Raw genomic sequence first — 17,765 nt, forward strand, 5'->3', positions numbered from 1 at the left:
TTATTTTACAATTTCCTCAATATAATTTATAATTACTTTTCTATCTTCAGCATAATCAAACCATTTGGTGTTTTCGTTTCGTTTGAACCACGTTAATTGTCTTTTAGAAAATCGTCTTGTGTTTTTTTTGATTTCGTCTATAGCGAAAGGCAAAGTGAATTCTCCGTCAAAATAACTGAATAATTCCCTATAACCCACAGTTTGAAGCGCATTTAACGCTTTATTAGGATATAAAGCTTTGGCTTCTTCCAGTAAACCTTCGTTTATCATAATGTCAACACGCTGGTTGATCCGGTTGTAAATGATTTCTCTGTCGGCTTCTAAACCAATAAGAACAGGAGTGAAGTTCCGGTTGTTCTTCTTTTGATTTAAAAAGGATGAATATGGTTTTTTAGTCCCGATGCAAACCTCAACAAAACGCATCATTCTTTGAGGGTTTTGAAGTGTCTGCGGATTTTCTAAAGTGATTTTCTGAAAGTAATCCGGATCCAAAGTTTTTAATTGCTCCTGTAAATATTCAATTCCGAGTTTTTCGTAATTTGAATTGATTTCTGAACGTACTTCGGGATTGATTTCCGGAAATTCGTCGAAACCTTTCAGAACAGCATCGACATACAATCCGGAACCACCAATCAGAATAGCGAAATCATTTTTTTGGAATAATTCTTCGAGTTTTAAAAGCGCTTCTTTTTCGTAATCGCCAACGGTATAATTTTCAAATATCGATTTGTTCTGGATGAAATGATGTTTAGCAGCTGTTAATTCATTTTTATTGGGAACTGCTGTGCCAATGGTCATTTCTTTAAAAAACTGACGGCTGTCACACGATATGATCTCGCATTTAAAATGTTGTGCCAAAGCAATACTGAGGGCTGTTTTGCCTATAGCTGTTGGTCCGACAATGGTAATTAGGTATTTCATATGTTTTTTAGCCTGGATGGAAATGGAAACCCCGGACTTATATTTGTTCGTTTTTGTGGCGTAAAAGAAGCGACTTTAGAAGCTGCTTTTAGGACTTAAAAAACAACAAAGATAAGGAGGAGTTGCAATGTACAGCCGGAATAGCTTCTAAAAATTATGCATGTAATTCACTTCCGCACTCGTGACAAAATTTAGCGTTATCAAAATGAAGTTGTGAACCGCAGATCTGACAGGAGTTTTTTGTACTGACAGTATTGTCCCGAAGGCTTTTCTTGGCAAATTCGGCTGTAACTATTCCGGTAGGAACTGCTATGATTCCGTAACCTAAAATCATGACCAGTGCGGCTATAAACTGGCCTAAAGGGGTTTGGGGTGAAATGTCTCCATAACCCACCGTTGTTAGGGTTACAATTGTCCAGTAAATTCCCATTGGAATACTGGTAAAACCTGATTCTTTACCTTCGACCAGATACATTACCGAACCAATAATTACGGTGCTGATGAGTACAAAATAGATAAAAACGAGAATTTTTTCTTTGCTGGCTTCGATAGCTTCCTTAAGCTGAAAGGACTGATGCGAAATTTGCGGAATATGGAGAATTTTGAATAGCCTGAAGAAACGCAATGCCCTTACGATAGACAATATGCTGGCTCCCGGAAAAAATATGGATAAATACATGGGTAAAACGGCGAGTAAATCGATGATTCCGTAGAAGCTGAAAATGTATTTGACTGGTTTTTGGATAGAAATAATCCGTAAGATATATTCAATGGTGAAAAAGATGGTGATTACCCATTCGCAAATCCATAACTGGTAATGGTATTTTGAACTAATGCCTTGAACAGTGTCGAGCATTATTAGTAAAACGCTCAATAAAATCAAACCTAGCAGCACTAAATCGAACATTCGTCCTAAAATGGTGTTGGTGCCATACAGAACGATTTTGACTTTTTCCCTAAAGATTTCGTATTGTGATTTTTTGTTTTTCATATCCTTAAAGATAATGAAAGTTTTGTTTTTACTAAAAATGATGTATTTTCAATGATTTACTTTTTCGGATATACTGCTGAATGATATTCTTTACATCACGATTGTGCTGCATTGGAATTAGAATTTTTTTCAGAATTTCGATATTGGTAATCTGATAATTTAAATCATAATAAGCATACCCTTTATAAATTCCGTTTTCGATTAAGATAGCGCTTCTTTCGTTTATGTTTCGTCCTCTGTCGAGCAAAATCATGTTTCTGTTTTCAAAACTGTTTTCAGAAATAAACTGCTGTACCCTTAAATTGTAGATTTCAGGAGTGATTTCGCCAATGCAGGCACCATCGCATTCCTTTATTTTGTATTGAAAACACTCTTTTTTAGTTTGATATAAACCGGTTAGTTTCTGGCATAAATGATACTTTGCAGCAAATTTGAAAAGCGCATTTTTGCCTTCCTGCAACGAAGCGAATGACGTAATTTCTTTTTTGCGTCCATCTGCTTTTCCGAGGTTTACATTCAGATAACTGTTTGCATCTTTTTCTACATAAATGGCGTACGGGAAAACACTCTTTTTTTGTGATCGATTGTATCTCGGGCGGTTTATTTTTACTTCCTGGCTTTCTTTTAATAAAGCAATTAATTCGCTGCCTGTTTCTTCGTAGGTTATGGTAAAAACTTCTGCCTGAATTCTTTTGCTTTTGGTTGTAATTCCGGTAAAATGCTGATTGACTCTTTTTCGGATATTTTGGCTCTTGCCGATGTAAATTAAATTTCCTCCTTCGTTATGAATGTAATACACACCGGTTTTAGCAGGCATCTGATTTACAAGATCCTGAAGTTTTGGTGAAATCCCTTTTTCAATTTCAAATTTCACAAAATCTTTGACAATGGTTTTTTCCAGGTCTTTTTCGAGTAATATTTTGAATAGCTTAGTTGTAGCGATAGCATCTCCGCTGGCGCGATGCCTGTCGGCTATCGGAATTCCGAGTGAACGGACTAATTTCCCTAAACTGTAAGAAGGCTGCTCGGGAATTAATTTTTGCGCTAATTCTACGGTACAAAGTGTTTTAGATTCGAAATTATAACCTAAGCGTCTGAATTCAGTACGCAGGATTCTATAGTCAAATGAAGCGTTGTGTGCTACAATAATACAATCAGAAGTGATTTCGATAATTCGTTTGGCAACTTCATAAAACTTAGGCGCAGAGCTCAGCATAGCATTGTTGATTCCGGTTAATTTAGCCACAAAAGGCTGAATTGGAATTTCGGGATTGACAAGGCTAATGAACTGATCAACTACTTCATGACCATCAAATTTATAGATGGCGATTTCGGTAATTCCTTCTTCATTGAATTGTCCTCCGGTAGTTTCTATGTCTAATATTGCGTACATTTTCAAATGTCAAAAATCAATGGCAATATCAAAAATCAATATCAATTCCAATGTCAAAAATCAATGTTTTAAAATTGAAATTCTTTATTGAAATTGTCATTGTATTGATATTGTTATTGAAAAAATTACTTTTTATTTATTATCATTTTTGATGAAATTGCAATAAGTTGTTCTACTTCAGTAAGAAGCTTGTTTCTTTTATCGTTATCACCTTCTTTTATATAATCTAATATTTTTAAAGAATTTCTGGATTCCTTTAATTCTTTTACAACTAATGAAACTTTAAATATAAAATCTTTATCAGTTACTGTACCCTGTGCTTCACCGAAATTTAAAGAAGCGCTTCCAGACGATCTTATTAATTGGTTTTTATAATATTCATTTTCAAAAATTCTTTCTAATTGTCGTGTAAAAAATATACATTCTCCAGCAAAACGAATCAGACGATCATCAAAATTGAATATTTTTTCCATTAATATTTTATATTTTAAAATTAATATTGTCATTGCCATTGATTTTTGATATTGACTTTTATCGTCCTCCAAAAATACTGCTTCCTATCCTAACCATCGTACTTCCACATTCGATGGCAAGCTGATAATCACCGGACATTCCCATTGAAATGGTTGAAAAATGTGCTGCTGTAGAAATACATTGCTGTGCATCCCGGCATTGTGCGTCTTTGTTTTGCAATGAATCAAAAATGGATTTTAAATAGAGGAATTCTTTTTTGATCTGGTTTTGGTTTTCTGTAAAAGTTGCCATTCCCATTAAACCTAAGATACGAATATTTTTCATCTCTTTAAATTCCGATGAAGACAATAATTCTGAAAGTTCTTTTTCGTCAAGACCAAATTTAGTTTCTTCCTCGGCAATATATATCTGAAGCAGACAATCTATAACGCGATTGTTTTTTAGCGCCTGTTTGTTGATTTCCTGTAATAATTTCAAACTGTCAACCCCATGAATCAGACTTACAAATGGCGCCATAAATTTGACTTTATTCGACTGAACATGACCAATCATATGCCATTGAATATCTTTTGGCATTTGCTCATATTTATCGGCCATTTCCTGAATTTTATTTTCGCCAAAAATACGCTGACCGGCTTCATAGGCCTGCATCAGATCTGAAACAGGTTTTGTTTTTGAAACCGCAACAAGAGTTACGTGTTCAGGTAAACTTTCTTTGATTTTATTTAGGTTTGATGCTATTGACATTTGCTATTATTTTATTAATATTCGTCCAATAATAATTCCTTTAGGATTTATCTTGTCATAATATTTTAAAAGGATTGTTGCATTTTTATATTTTTCAAATAATCGAATTATCTGTTCTCTTTTTATTTTAAAAGCTGAACAAGCATAGTTTTTGTCTTCTGCGTATTGAATTACTTTTTTATCAATAATGAACTCAATTTTTTTAAATGTTTCATCTCTAAAAGAATCATAAAAAATATTGAAATTTAAAACTTTGAAATTGTCTTTCAAATTAATTATTCCAATTTTAGACCCTCTTTCAAATTCATTACTTTTAAAAAGTATTTTATTATTCTTATACAGCTGCCAATTTGTGATGGTATCTATTTCTGTTTTGGCAATCATTGAAATAGACTGCATCATTATAAAGAATAATAGAATTTTTTTCATAAGACTACCAGATTAAATAAACTGCTTCGAGATCTTCTCAGCCTTTTTACTTTCGCTGTAATCATAAAAACCTTCACCGGATTTTACGCCTAATTTACCTGCTCTAACCATATTTACCAATAACGGGCAAGGAGCATATTTAGGGTTTTTGAATCCGTCGTACATTACATTCAAAATAGCAAGACAAACGTCAAGACCAATAAAATCAGCCAATTGAAGCGGTCCCATTGGATGCCCCATGCCCAATTTCATTACTGTATCAATTTCATAAACTCCCGCCACTTTGTTATATAACGTTTCAATTGCCTCGTTTAGCATAGGCATCAAAATTCTATTGGCAACAAAACCCGGATAATCGTTTACTTCAACAGGTGTTTTACCTAATTTCTCAGATAAATTCATGATAATTTTGGTGACTTCATCGCTGGTATTATAGCCGCGAATGATTTCTACCAGCTTCATAATAGGAACCGGATTCATAAAATGCATTCCGATAACACGCTCGGGATGTGCGACGACTGCTCCAATTTGTGTAATTGAAATCGAAGAAGTGTTCGTTGCTAAAATCGTATTGTGTGAGCAGGATTCGTTTAATTGTTTGAAGATATTCAGTTTTAGTTCAACGTTTTCAGTTGCTGCTTCTACTACCAGATCAACCCCGACAACTCCATCCTTAATATCAGTATAGGTAATGATATTGGTGATTGTTCTGGCTACTTCTTCCTGCGTTATTGTTCCTTTAGCGAGCATTCTGTCGAGATTAGCAGCAATAGTTGCCATTCCTTTGTCTAGTGCTTTTTCAGAAACATCAATTAGTTTTACAGTAAAACCGCTTTGCGCAAAAGTATGTGCAATTCCGTTTCCCATTGTTCCGGCACCAATTACAGCTATAGTTCTCATTTAATTTTGTATTTATATTTTAAAATTTAAGGTTTAAAGTTACTTTGCAGCAAGCTTTAAACCTTAAATTTACAATTTATATTTTGTCTTATTTTTTAAAACAGTCAATTATTTGGTATGCCACACGTAAAGCATCTGTTGCCTGTTCCAATGTTACAACCGGAGTTGTATTATTATTGATGGCATCAGCAAATGCATTTAATTCGTCTAAAATGGCGTTGTTCTGTTCTACATCAGGATTGGTAAAATAGATTTGTTTTTTCACGCCTTCAGCATTTTGAAGGATCATGTCAAAATCTCCCGGAACTTCCGGGGCGTCTTTCATACGGACTACTTCACATTTTTTCTCTAAAAAATCAACTGAAATATAGGCGTCTTTTTGAAAGAAACGTGTTTTGCGCATGTTTTTCATCGAAATCCGGCTTGCAGTTAAATTGGCAACACAACCATTTTCGAATTCAATTCGGGCATTGGCTATATCCGGAGTTTCACTAATTACAGAAACACCACTCGCATTAATGTGTTTTACTTTTGAATTTACAACACTCAAAATCGCATCAATATCATGAATCATTAAATCCAGGACTACTGGTACATCTGTACCGCGAGGATTAAATTCGGCTAAACGATGTGTCTCTATGAACATCGGATTTTCTATCATGTTTTTGGTAGCGATAAACGCAGGATTAAAACGTTCTACATGACCGACCTGACCTTTTACATTGTACTCGTTTGCCAAAGCAATTATTTCTTCGGCTTCTTCAACAGTGTTGGCAATTGGTTTTTCTATGAAGATATGTTTTCCTGATTTGATGGCTACTTTAGCGCATTTATAGTGCGAAAGGGTTGGGGTTACAATATCAATTACATCCACGGCGTGGATTAATTTTGCTATTGTGTTGAAGTTTTTATAGCCGAACTCTTTTGAGATTCTTTCAGCATTTTCCTGATTTTCATCGTAAAATCCAACTAATTCGTATTTGTCAGACTGTTGTAATAAGCGTAAATGTATTTTACCTAAGTGACCGGCACCTAAAACTCCTACTTTTAACATTTGAATGTATTTTAAACAAAAATAGAATTTATTTGTCGAAAGTGAAAAAGAATTTAGCTAATTGTTAGTTATGGGTTATTTGTTATGAGTTAAAAGTTATATGCTGAAACTATAAATCATAAGTTAAGGCTTTCCACTTTGAAATATTTAACTACACCCTATAATCCGTAACTCTTAACTTATAGCTTTATTAATTTAAAATCAATATTTGATTTCCTGTTTTGTTTCTTATTTTTGCGAAAATAAAACCTACCTATTTTGAAAGATACTGCCAAACATCAAGGACTTCGCAATCAATTAGTAAGCACTTTAGAGCAAAAAGGGATTACTGATAAAGCGGTTTTGGATGCGATAAAAAAAATCCCAAGACACCTTTTTTTAAATTCGAGTTTTGAAGATTACGCTTATCAGGATAAGGCTTTTCCTATAGGAGCAGGGCAGACTATTTCCCAGCCTTATACTGTTGCCTTTCAGTCGCAGCTGCTGGAAGTTAAAAAAGACCATAAAATTCTCGAAATTGGTACAGGATCTGGCTATCAGACTGCAGTTTTGTTTATGCTGGGGGCCAAAGTGTATAGCGTTGAAAGACAGAAAGAGCTGTTTAAAACGACTTCTAATTTATTTCCAAAATTGAATATCAGACCTAAACATCTTTCGTTTGGCGATGGGTATAAAGGACTTCCAAATTATGCCCCGTTTGACAGTATTATTGTTACTGCCGGTGCTCCTTTTATTCCGAAGCCGTTGATGGCACAGTTAAAAATAGGAGGAAGACTGGTGATTCCGCTTGGCGAAGACGTTCAGATTATGACTTTACTGATACGAAAAAATGAAACACAATTTGAAAAACATGAGTTTGGAGAGTTTAGATTTGTGCCTTTGTTAGAAGATAAGAATTAAAAAAACTAAACAGTTAATATTAAAGACAATCTTGTCATTCCGTAGAAATCTCTAGCCAGATGAAGCAAAAGATGTCATTGGTCCAGTTTCTGTAAATTTCATTGTCGATATTAATGACTTTATAACTCATCTTGACCTAAGAAAAAATATTGGATATAAAACAGGAAAAGAACTTATGCGAACTGTAATGAAGTCGCCAAAATGGTTACCTGGCGAACAGGATGGATATCACGTTAAAACGGAAATAAAATTTACTTTCAACGTAAAATAATATTAAGGAGCCGTAATAATTTCAATTACTCATAAATGTCGTTACAAGATATTTGCGAATTTAGTAAAATTAACGTTTTTCATTACGTTTATGTTTAGCCGAAAATACTCGTTTCATAATTAACAAAGATCTTCTAGCGCCAAAAAGATTCCCTACGGAATGACAAGTTTGTGGATACTTATCATTTAATTTGGATTATTATTTAATTCTTCCAACCGATCCCGTTTCAGAAGGAATAAGTTCAAGAATCGATGTAGGGGCAAGCCCTGATTCGATTCTGTGTGAAACATATAAAATAGCTACATTGGTTTCCTGCCTGATCGTATTGATTAACTGAATCACCAAATCGACATTTTCATCATCCAGGCCTTCAACAGGTTCGTCCAGAATCAATAAAGGCGGATGTTTTAAAACCGCACGAACAATCAGTGCTACTCTTTGCTGGCCGATTGAAAGATCTATAAAACGTTTCTTTTTCAGGTGAGTCATTTCAATTGCTTCGAGCCATTGTGTCACAATTTGTTTTTGCAAAGTAGTAGGTTCTGTATACAATCCAATAGAATCAAAGAAACCTGATAGAATCATTTGTTCCAGCGTATGGCTTTTTTGGAACAAATCCATCATAGAAGTCGCATATAATCCGATTTGTTTTTTAATTTCCCAAACGCTTTCGCCGCTTCCTTTTTTTCTTCCAAATAAAAATAAATCCTGACCATATCCTTTCGGATTATCACCCGTAATCAAGGATAGGATAGTACTTTTTCCTGAGCCGTTAGGGCCAATTAACTGCCAGAATTCACCTTGTTTAATAGTCCAAGAAATATTGTTGAGAATTTTTCGGTCTTCATAACTTACCGAAACGTTTTGCATCCTTATCAATTCACTTTCGTGGAATGTGTTCACTTCCAGAGCTTTTGGAATGGAAGCCTTATTTAAAGTTTTAAAATGCCTTACCTCTTTTGAAATAGGGTATAAAGTAAACGAATTGTCTTTGATCCAAACTTTATTCTGTACAAAGTCCATCAAATCAACGGTACGATTTACTAATTGGATGATAGAAACAGTATCGGTAAGTTTTTCGAGAGAAATTGCCAAAGCCAGACGCGAAGCCTGATCTAAATGGTCAAAAGGATTATCGAAAATGATAAAATCCGGATTCTGGCTGATACAGTATTTCAAAAACTCTTTTTTGCGTTCGCCAGATGAAAAAGTACGCAATTGCCTGTGCGATTCCGGAGAAGCTTCAACAGATTCGTATTGGTATTCCCTTTCGATGAATTTTTCGATCGAAATATCTGAGAATAAAATTCCTTTTTGGTTATTAAAAACCGCTAATTCTTCTTTTGCTTCGCCGGAAAGCAGGGTGTCTATGAATTTCTTTTTATTAACCTGATTGGTTAAAAGAATGTCCCAATGTTGTTTTTGATGCATTATTTATTTCTTAAAAAGTATTCCTTTTCTTTAATTATTCAGATTATCGGATTACTTCATTTATTAATTGAATATTACGACAAGTATATAAATTGCCTGTAAATATTGAACTTAAAACTAAATAAAGAAGTTTTGAGTTTACAAATATACTTTATTGATCATCTGAAAACGGAAACTAATTTCATAAAAAAATCATTTTCAATGTAGAATCTTTTCATATGTATGCCAAATTTTACTTTTAATTGCTTTAAATGTAAAATGATATATAAAATTACAACCGGTTGTTTTTTATTTGTATTTTAGTAAAAAATTGTACTATTTTTTTGAATCAACTAATAATAAAAAACCGAAAAAACTGTAAAAAACTATTAACTATTATGAACATTAAACACAAAACATGCTTGAAAGTAATGTGCTTTGTATTTTTGGCAACATTAGGTTTACAAGGATTTACTGTCTCATCAGGAGGCAAAATTGATCCTAATGCTAAAAACGATACAGTAAGAAGCATCGAGTCTTACTTTAGTCCTGCAACAAAATCAAAAAAAACACCAGATTCTGAAGGATTTATTCAACGGTGGTTACTATTAGAACCAATTAATAAACCCAATCGCAGTAATACTGTCTTTACCGATAGTTACCTCAGGACCGCATTTTCTACTGAGTATTTTCCAAATCAGTTTACAGTTCTTCCTAAGAGTGGAGATAAGGTAAAAGTTGCGGATCAGGAGCTAAGATGGCATGCACTGGACAGTAAAAAATTCAATGTAAAATTATTTCGTTTCGCTTATGGATTAAAAAAAGAAATATACGGCGTTTTATTTTGGTCCGTAACAATAGTGAATAGCCCAAAGGAAATGAAAAATGTAAGAATGGCAGTAGGATCTAATTCAGCTTCAATGTGGTGGGTAAATGAAAAAGAAGCTGTACTGCTTTCAGGAGACAGACGTATGGTAATGGATGATTGTGTTTCGCCACGTTTAACACTCAACAAAGGGAAAAATATAATTCGGGGAGCAGTAATCAACGGGCCTGGTATGAGCGATTTTTGTGTTCGTTTCCTGGATGAAAAAGGGCAGCCAGTTAAGGATTTAACGATTACTCTCGAATAAATTAATCTCATTTGTATAAATTTTGAAATTATTATGAAAATAAGAAATAAAGTAATGGGTACAACTGCCCTTTTATCGATATGGCTGACTGGAACACTGAATGCACAGATAGGAAAACCATTTATACATGATCCTTCTACCATTATGGAATGTGAAGGAAAGTATTACACATTTGGCACTCGTGGAGGCGGATTAATATCTGAAGATGGCTGGACATGGAACGAAGGAGGTGTAAGGCCAGGAGGAGGAGCTGCCCCTGATGTCGTTAAAATTGGTGACCGCTATCTTATTGCCTACGGCTCAACCGGAGGTGGGCTTGGAGGCGGTCATGACGGACAAATAAATACGATGTGGAACAAGACTCTTGATCCAAATTCTCCAAACTTTAAATATTCAGAACCTATAGTGGTTGCTTCTTCCAGCAATATGGAAGATAATGATGCAATTGATCCGGGACTTCTTTTAGATCCTACGGATGGCAGATTATGGTGCTCTTACGGAACCTATTTTGGTTTTATCCGTCTTGTCGAGCTTGATCCTAAAACCGGAGCACGTGTAAAAGGCAACAAAGCGATAGATATTGCAATTGATTGTGAAGCAACTGATTTGATATACCGTGATGGATGGTATTATCTTCTTGGAACACACGGAACTTGCTGTGATGGTGCCAACTCGACTTATAATATTGTAGTGGGACGTTCTAAAAAAGTTACAGGTCCATACCTTGATAACATGGGCAGGGATATGTTAAAAGGAGGTGGTAAAATGGTAATTGCAGCAGGTGGAAGAGTTAACGGGCCAGGACACTTTGGACTTGTTGATCTTGGTGACGGAGTTCAAAAAATGTCTTGCCATTATGAAGCAGATCTGGATCAAAATGGACGCAGCGTATTGGGGATCCGTCCTTTATTATGGAAAAATGGATGGCCAGTAGCAGGAGATAATTTCAAAGAAGGGACTTATGAAATTGAATCGGAAAGAAGAGGATATGCTTTAGAATTAGCTGTAGATTTCGTTCGCATGCCAGGCAGGATGCGTCCTTGGGAGCATGACCCTAATGAGCCGGTAAAAGCTGTTCCTTCCCAGCAATTATCAGATGTAATGGATACCTGGCCGAAAGGAAATACCAATATTCGTATAGGAGATTATATGTTTCGTCCTCATCAAAAATGGACTATTACAGCAGCTCCAAATGCAGGAGGATATCTTGGAGCACCGTATTATAAAATAGTAATAGCAGGAACAGAACGTGCATTAGCAGCCACACAAGAGGGTGAATTAATAAGCGTTCCTAAATTTACAGGCGCGTCAGAACAATTATGGCGTATTGATCAATTAATTGACGGAACCTACAGGATAATGCCAAAAGTGGTTCCGAATTCTAATGAAAAATTAGCATTAGTTTCTTCTGGAGACAGTACACCAACACTTGCAAAATTTGATATGAATAGTGATAATTCTAAATGGAATTTTAGAGCACACTAAATATTTGTTCAATACAAAATGAAAGGCGTACTTAAAAATAGGTACGCCTTTCATTTTTTTGCTGATTAAGTAATTTAATTTTACTTTGTTACCATAGGTTTATTACTTCTAGACCATTCACTCCATGATCCTACGTAAAGGTGCGGAATTGGAATTCCGGCATAATCCATCGCTAATAGAGTGTGACAGGCCGTAACACCGGAACCGCAATGAACGATTACATTCTCCGGTTTCACTAAACCTAAAATTTCAGTATATTTTTTTGCCAGTTTTTCAGCAGAAAGATAAAAGCCGTTTTCGTCTAAGTTTTCGCTGAAAGGAACATTGATAGCACCAGGAATGTGACCAGCAATCAAATCTAGCGGTTCTGTAAGCCCCTCAAAACGATTTTTGTCCCTTACGTCAATGACAATATTTTCAGGGTTGTTACGGGCTTTATCTACTTCGTTAATATTGCTTAAAGCAAGTTGCCAGTCTGAAACCGGATATTTTTCAGCTGCATCAAAACTTTCTATTCCGGTGCTTAATGGAAAACCTTTATGGATTGCCACCTGATAACCTCCGTTTAAAACCTGTATTTTTTGGTGACCAACAGCTTTTAGCATCCACCAAAATCTTGACGCTGCGTTAGAACCGTTTTTATCGTCATAAACAATAACGTGACTTTGCGGTATAATACCAAGTTTAGACAGGACTTCTGAAAATTTTTCCAACGAAGGCAATGGATGTCTTCCGCCATTTGCAGGATTGCAGTCCACAGAAGCCAAATCACGGTTTAGATCTGCATAACGTGCACCTTTTAAATGTTCTTTTTTATAATTTTCCTCCATATTAAGTCCGGCTCTTGCATCAACCAATATAATTTCGGATGAATTTTCTAGCTGAAGTAATGCTTCGGGTTCGATTATAGGAGACCAATTTTGTGACATCTGAATTTGTTATAGATAATTAATCAGGTATTTTTTCGATCAGGATTTCATCACCGGATTTATCAAAATAGGTACAGGTCATTTCCATAATATCAACACGCCATTTTGCGATTCCGCATTGTCCTGAGTGATTGCAAAAAGTAATATAATCTGTCTGTCCATCCTGATGCGCTACCAGAAATTCTATAAAACGTTCTTTATTCGCTGTATTTTCAACTTTTATTTCAGCATATTTTTCTTCTGAGATGACAGAATAATTATTTACACCATAATATTCAACATGGCCATCATTAACAAACGTATCATACCCTTTTACGCCTAAAATAATTAAATCCTGTATATAATTTGGAAAATCGGCACCGCTTTTTACTTTGGCATGTGCCTCTTTTATTTGTTCGATTGTAAACATAAAATTTGATTTAAGGTTGTTATTGTTTCAAAAATACGATTAATGGTTTTATAAACTGATCAAAAGATTCAATATGTGGTAAATGTCCGGTATTGGCGATTTCTACAAGTTCCGAATTCGGAATTGCTTTTTGTGTTTTTTTACCCAATTCGACATAGTTGCCCATTTTTTTTCTCACTTCTTCCGAAACAAGCGGTTTACCTAAAGCAGTTTTATCCCTTGTTCCGATAATTAATAAAGTTGCGCTTTTGATGTTTTTAAATTCGTATAAAACCGGCTGTGTAAAAATCATATCGTACATAAGAGCAGAATTCCAGGCAACAATTTTGTAATTAGGATCAGAAGTCCAGCCAGCGCCTAATTCGGCCCACTTTTGGAAATCAGCATTCCATTTCCCATCATAATAATTCATCATTTGGTATTTTTTGATGGCTTCATAGTTTTGTTTTAATTCACTTTCGTACCACCAATCCACAGGTTTGTACGGTACGACTAATTTCCAGTCTTCTAAGCCAATCGGATTTTCCAAAACTAATTTCTCAACAGTTTCCGGATACATCAGTGTAAATCTTGTAGCTAACATTCCGCCCATAGAATGCCCTAAAACAGCTGTTTTTTTGATTCCCAAATGGTCTAAAATTTTTTTGGTGTTCTCGGCAAACTGCTGAAATGTATATTGGAAATTATCCGGTTTTGATGATTTTCCAAAACCAATCTGATCCGGCACAATAACCCTGAAGCCTTCTTTTACTAATGCTTTGATGGTAGTTTCCCAATAAGCTCCATTGAAATTTTTTCCGTGAAATAAGACAATGTTTCTATTATTGTAATTATTGGGTTTGATATCCATGTAAGCCATCTTTAAAAGCTGTCGCTGATTGCTTACTTCTAAAAAACGGACCGGAAATGGATATTCATAATTCGTTAAATTAATATCCAATCCTTTTATTTTTTCCTGCTGCGAAAAGCAAAAAAAAGGAAGTATGAGCAATATAATTTTTAGTTTTTTCATTTCAGCATGTTTTAACGGCGGTATTTATAAAATTAAAGCTTAGTATTTTAAAAGCAAAACGTAAAATCTTAAAGTTATCAGAAAATTAATTCTGTAAGAAAGATTTTTCTTTTTAAAAGCAAATGTGATAAGTAGTGAGCAGTTAAGCAGCATACAGGATGCAACAGGACAGACTCTCAACGGCTTCTAACTATATTAGGTATAACTATTTAACCAATTTAACCAATTATGAAAAAAATTACCTTAACGTTTAAGCATACGCTTAAAGTTTTTATGACTTGCGGATTAATTACTACAGCTATTAATTTAAATGCCCAGACACTGGCATTTCCGGAAGCTACAGGTTTTGGAAGATTTACCACAGGGGCAAGGGGAGCTGCAAATCCTCAAATTTATTTAGTAACCAATTTAAATGACAGCGGACCTGGGTCTTTTCGTGATGCAGTTAGTCAGGAAGGAAGGTTTGTTATTTTTAAAGTAGGGGGGATTATAAATGTAGCTTCTCCAATTGCTATTGCAAAAAACACCACTATTGCAGGCCAAACAGCAACAGGAGAGGGAATTGTGCTGTTAGGAGCAAAGGTTTCATTTACAGGAGCTAGCAATACGATTGCCCGTTATGTTCGTATTCGTTTTGGGGCAACCACTCAAAATCAGGATGCATCCGGGATATCAAATGGTGCCAATATAATTTTAGACCACATGAGTTTTACTTGGGGTACAGACGAAGTCTTTTCGGTGAATTGGGACGATAAAGGTACAAGTCCTGATAATATTACAATCCAGAATTCAATTATTGGTCAGGGAATGCACCGTCACAACCACTCAGCCGGAGGGCTAATGCAGCCATCTGAAGGGGGTAAAATCAGTCTCATTGGAAATTTGTATATCTGTAACAAAACCCGTAACAATAAAATAAAAAGAATTAATGAATTCGTAAATAACGTAGTTTACAACTGGGGTAATTATGGAAATACTTATGGACATTCCGAATCCGGAGAGGCTTACATTATGGGAGGAGATTCGGGAGGTAGATCAGATGTAAATATCATTAATAACTATTTTATTGGGGGACCGAATACGGGTACTTCAGTAACGACGCCCTTTAATAGAGGAAATGCGAATTTTAATTTATACGGTTCTGGAAATTATTTTGATAATAATAAAGATGGTGTACTAAACGGAACATTAGTTCCATACGACTTAACAGGCTATCCTACGGGAGATATATCCACTCTTTTATCAACGCCTTATGATTATCCCATGAAAAATACCACGTTGTCTGCTGAGGATGCTTACAATAAAATTGTGTCTGGTGTTGGAGCTTCGTATCCAAGACGTGATCAGGTCGATAATTTAATGATTTCAGATTTGATGTCTAAAGGAACAACTGCTACGTATGTGTATGTGCAAACTGATCTGACCAGTAAATTTGGTTTTATTAACGGAGGTGCAGGTCATGTTTATGGTGCTCCGGCTGCTTTGGATACAGATAATGACGGTATGCCGGATGCCTGGGAAGATGCTAACGGGTTAGATAAAAATACGGCTGATGCTTTGGCAGTGAGCACTACAAACGCTCCTTATCTGAATATCGAGGTGTATATTAACGGATTGACCAGCACAACGCCTTCAGATTTTATTATTCCGCCATCCAATGTGAATTTTACGAATGTGGTTTCTACTGAAGTTCCGCCATCGAGTTCTTTAAAAATCAACTGGATTGACGGTGCAACAAACGAAGACAATTATATCGTAGAGCGTTCAGATAACGGTACCGATTTTAATGTAATCGCAACTCTTGGAGCAAATGTTACAAGTTATAATGAGTCGGGTTTACTTCCAAATACGCAATATTATTATCGTGTTAAAGCAAAAAACAGCGCAGAATCATCAGTATATGAAACAGCTTCGGTAACTACACCGCCAATTCCGTCAGCTCCAGTTAAAGCATCTGCACCTAATCCGGCTACAGGACTTACTAACATTCAGCTGACAAGCGGGAATTTATTATTAAAATGGAGTGGAAGCACAAATACAACAACTTATACTGTTTATTTTGGTACAGATCCTTTAAATTTAGCTAAACTTGGTGATGTAGCTTATATTGCAACTCCATCTTATCAACTTACAGGATTAAGTCCGGCAGTAACTTATTATTGGAGAATTGATGCTTCTAATGCTAAAGGAACAATAACCGGCGATGTATGGAATTTCCGTGCGCTGACACCAGAACTTGTTGGTCATTGGCCGTTTAAAGAAACAGCCGGAGATGGTCAGCAAATAGCAGATATAACAAGTTATGCAAACGATGGCCAGTTAGATGCGGATTTCGATAATACTACTGTTCGTGTAGCAGGAAAAGAGAATAAAGCGATAGATTTTGCAACATTATTGCCAAATAAGCTTATGGTAAGCATTCCAAATCAGGATCATATATTTTTTGATAAAAATTCTTTTACTATATCATTCTGGATGAAGGCAGATGCTAGTTTAATACCGGCAGGCACAACGCTAAGTTCTTATATTTTGTGTAAAGGCTCGATGACAAAAAATGCCGTCACAGGTGCTACAGGAAAAAGATTTAATTTAGAAGTTAAAAGCAACCAGTTACGATTTGCTATAGATGATGATAAGAATAAAACAGAAATTAATACAGGAACGAATTCAGCACCTAACTATTTTAATGGAAGCTGGGTCAATGTGATTATTATGAGAGATGTTGCCGCATCTAAATTAAGAATATATACGAATGGTGTTTTTACTAATGAGAAAACTGATGCAACAGGAACAGCTGTAGGGATTGGAGAAGAAACAGATTTAGTAATTGGGAATATCGGGGCACTTGAGCTGTTTGCTAATACTACTCCGGCACCTTACAAAGGTTTATTTGATGAACTTAAAATATTTAATTATGCACTAACTGCAACACAGATAACGCAGTTGTATAATCAAACGTTATTGAGCAATGATAAGTTTACACAAAATAAAGTTAGTGGTATTGTATATCCAAATCCTGCAACAGAACAGATTTTTATCAGTATTCCAAATTATAAACAATCATATGTTACAGCAACTTTAAACGATGTAACAGGAAAAATTATTCTTAAGGAAAAAATTTCATCTGATGGGAATGGCGTTTTTAAGTTAAACATTGCAAATAAAAAAGTATCAGGACTTTATATTTTAAATGTTTCAGGAGAAAATTTAAACAGTAATTACAAAATTATGGCAGAATAAGAGCAGAATATTTGTCATAAAAAAAACCGTTACATTCATTTTGTAACGGTTTTTGTAATTTATAATG

General features: G+C 35.1%; 16 protein-coding genes. 4 read left to right on the plus strand and 12 right to left on the minus strand.

From position 1 onward, the window contains the following. The 8 genes from miaA to K8B81_RS08375 all read right to left on the minus strand — a co-directional run bounded on the left by miaA (position 1) and on the right by K8B81_RS08375 (position 6,909). Positions 1–921: a tRNA (adenosine(37)-N6)-dimethylallyltransferase MiaA gene (gene miaA, locus K8B81_RS08340; RefSeq protein ID WP_223680785.1), complete on the minus strand. Its 921-nt coding sequence runs from the start codon at positions 919–921 to the stop codon at positions 1–3. 154 nt (positions 922–1,075) lie between these two features. After that, positions 1,076–1,912, minus strand: coding sequence for an ion transporter (locus tag K8B81_RS08345; protein ID WP_223680787.1), 837 nt, complete (start codon positions 1,910–1,912; stop codon positions 1,076–1,078). Positions 1,913–1,943: 31 nt separating this feature from the next. Continuing rightward, positions 1,944–3,305 carry an exonuclease domain-containing protein gene (locus K8B81_RS08350; RefSeq protein ID WP_223680789.1) on the minus strand — a complete coding sequence of 454 codons (1,362 nt, stop codon included), beginning with the start codon at positions 3,303–3,305 and terminating at the stop codon, positions 1,944–1,946. 125 nt (positions 3,306–3,430) lie between these two features. Continuing rightward, positions 3,431–3,811 (minus strand): four helix bundle protein, encoded by a 381-nt coding sequence (locus K8B81_RS08355; protein WP_317196950.1) that lies wholly within the window; start codon positions 3,809–3,811, stop codon positions 3,431–3,433. A 25-nt stretch (positions 3,812–3,836) separates the two neighbouring features. After that, positions 3,837–4,526 carry a YggS family pyridoxal phosphate-dependent enzyme gene (locus K8B81_RS08360; RefSeq protein ID WP_223680791.1) on the minus strand — a complete coding sequence of 230 codons (690 nt, stop codon included), beginning with the start codon at positions 4,524–4,526 and terminating at the stop codon, positions 3,837–3,839. Between the two features lie 6 nt (positions 4,527–4,532). Then, a complete protein-coding gene (locus K8B81_RS08365) occupies positions 4,533–4,955 on the minus strand; it encodes a hypothetical protein (protein ID WP_223680793.1) in 423 nt (140 codons plus the stop codon). Positions 4,956–4,967: 12 nt separating this feature from the next. Further along, positions 4,968–5,855, minus strand: a complete 888-nt coding sequence (locus tag K8B81_RS08370; protein ID WP_223680795.1) for a 3-hydroxyacyl-CoA dehydrogenase family protein — start codon at positions 5,853–5,855, stop codon at positions 4,968–4,970. An 88-nt stretch (positions 5,856–5,943) separates the two neighbouring features. Further along, a complete protein-coding gene (locus K8B81_RS08375; RefSeq protein ID WP_223680797.1) occupies positions 5,944–6,909 on the minus strand; it encodes a Gfo/Idh/MocA family protein in 966 nt (321 codons plus the stop codon). Between the two features lie 258 nt (positions 6,910–7,167). Between K8B81_RS08375 and K8B81_RS08380 the strand changes: the two genes are divergently transcribed. Next, on the plus strand, positions 7,168–7,809 hold the full coding sequence (locus K8B81_RS08380; protein ID WP_223680800.1) for a protein-L-isoaspartate(D-aspartate) O-methyltransferase: 642 nt from the start codon (positions 7,168–7,170) through the stop codon (positions 7,807–7,809). Between the two features lie 469 nt (positions 7,810–8,278). Here K8B81_RS08380 and K8B81_RS08385 read toward each other — a convergent pair whose 3' ends face one another. Further along, positions 8,279–9,511: an ATP-binding cassette domain-containing protein gene (locus tag K8B81_RS08385; RefSeq protein WP_223680802.1), complete on the minus strand. Its 1,233-nt coding sequence runs from the start codon at positions 9,509–9,511 to the stop codon at positions 8,279–8,281. Positions 9,512–9,888: 377 nt separating this feature from the next. Between K8B81_RS08385 and K8B81_RS08390 the strand changes: the two genes are divergently transcribed. Together K8B81_RS08390 and K8B81_RS08395 are read left to right on the plus strand one after the other, a co-directional pair. Beyond that, positions 9,889–10,623, plus strand: coding sequence for a hypothetical protein (locus tag K8B81_RS08390; protein ID WP_223680804.1), 735 nt, complete (start codon positions 9,889–9,891; stop codon positions 10,621–10,623). Between the two features lie 33 nt (positions 10,624–10,656). After that, positions 10,657–12,108 carry a family 43 glycosylhydrolase gene (locus tag K8B81_RS08395; RefSeq protein WP_223680806.1) on the plus strand — a complete coding sequence of 484 codons (1,452 nt, stop codon included), beginning with the start codon at positions 10,657–10,659 and terminating at the stop codon, positions 12,106–12,108. An 80-nt stretch (positions 12,109–12,188) separates the two neighbouring features. On the opposite strand, the gene K8B81_RS08400 is transcribed toward K8B81_RS08395, so the two are convergent. Genes K8B81_RS08400 through K8B81_RS08410 form a run of 3 tightly spaced genes read right to left on the minus strand, consistent with a single transcriptional unit; the run spans position 12,189 to position 14,458 of the window. Then, on the minus strand, positions 12,189–13,037 hold the full coding sequence (locus K8B81_RS08400; RefSeq protein WP_223680808.1) for a sulfurtransferase: 849 nt from the start codon (positions 13,035–13,037) through the stop codon (positions 12,189–12,191). A gap of 19 nt (positions 13,038–13,056) precedes the next feature. Continuing rightward, positions 13,057–13,446: a DUF1398 domain-containing protein gene (locus K8B81_RS08405; protein WP_223680810.1), complete on the minus strand. Its 390-nt coding sequence runs from the start codon at positions 13,444–13,446 to the stop codon at positions 13,057–13,059. A 19-nt stretch (positions 13,447–13,465) separates the two neighbouring features. After that, positions 13,466–14,458: an alpha/beta fold hydrolase gene (locus K8B81_RS08410; RefSeq protein ID WP_223680812.1), complete on the minus strand. Its 993-nt coding sequence runs from the start codon at positions 14,456–14,458 to the stop codon at positions 13,466–13,468. Between the two features lie 228 nt (positions 14,459–14,686). Here K8B81_RS08410 and K8B81_RS08415 point away from each other — a divergent pair, with 228 nt between their 5' ends. Further along, on the plus strand, positions 14,687–17,698 hold the full coding sequence (locus K8B81_RS08415) for a LamG-like jellyroll fold domain-containing protein (protein WP_223680814.1): 3,012 nt from the start codon (positions 14,687–14,689) through the stop codon (positions 17,696–17,698). Positions 17,699–17,765: the final 67 nt, after the last annotated feature.

The organism is Flavobacterium hibisci (assembly GCF_020026925.1).
Classification (GTDB): Bacteria; Bacteroidota; Bacteroidia; order Flavobacteriales; family Flavobacteriaceae; genus Flavobacterium; species Flavobacterium hibisci.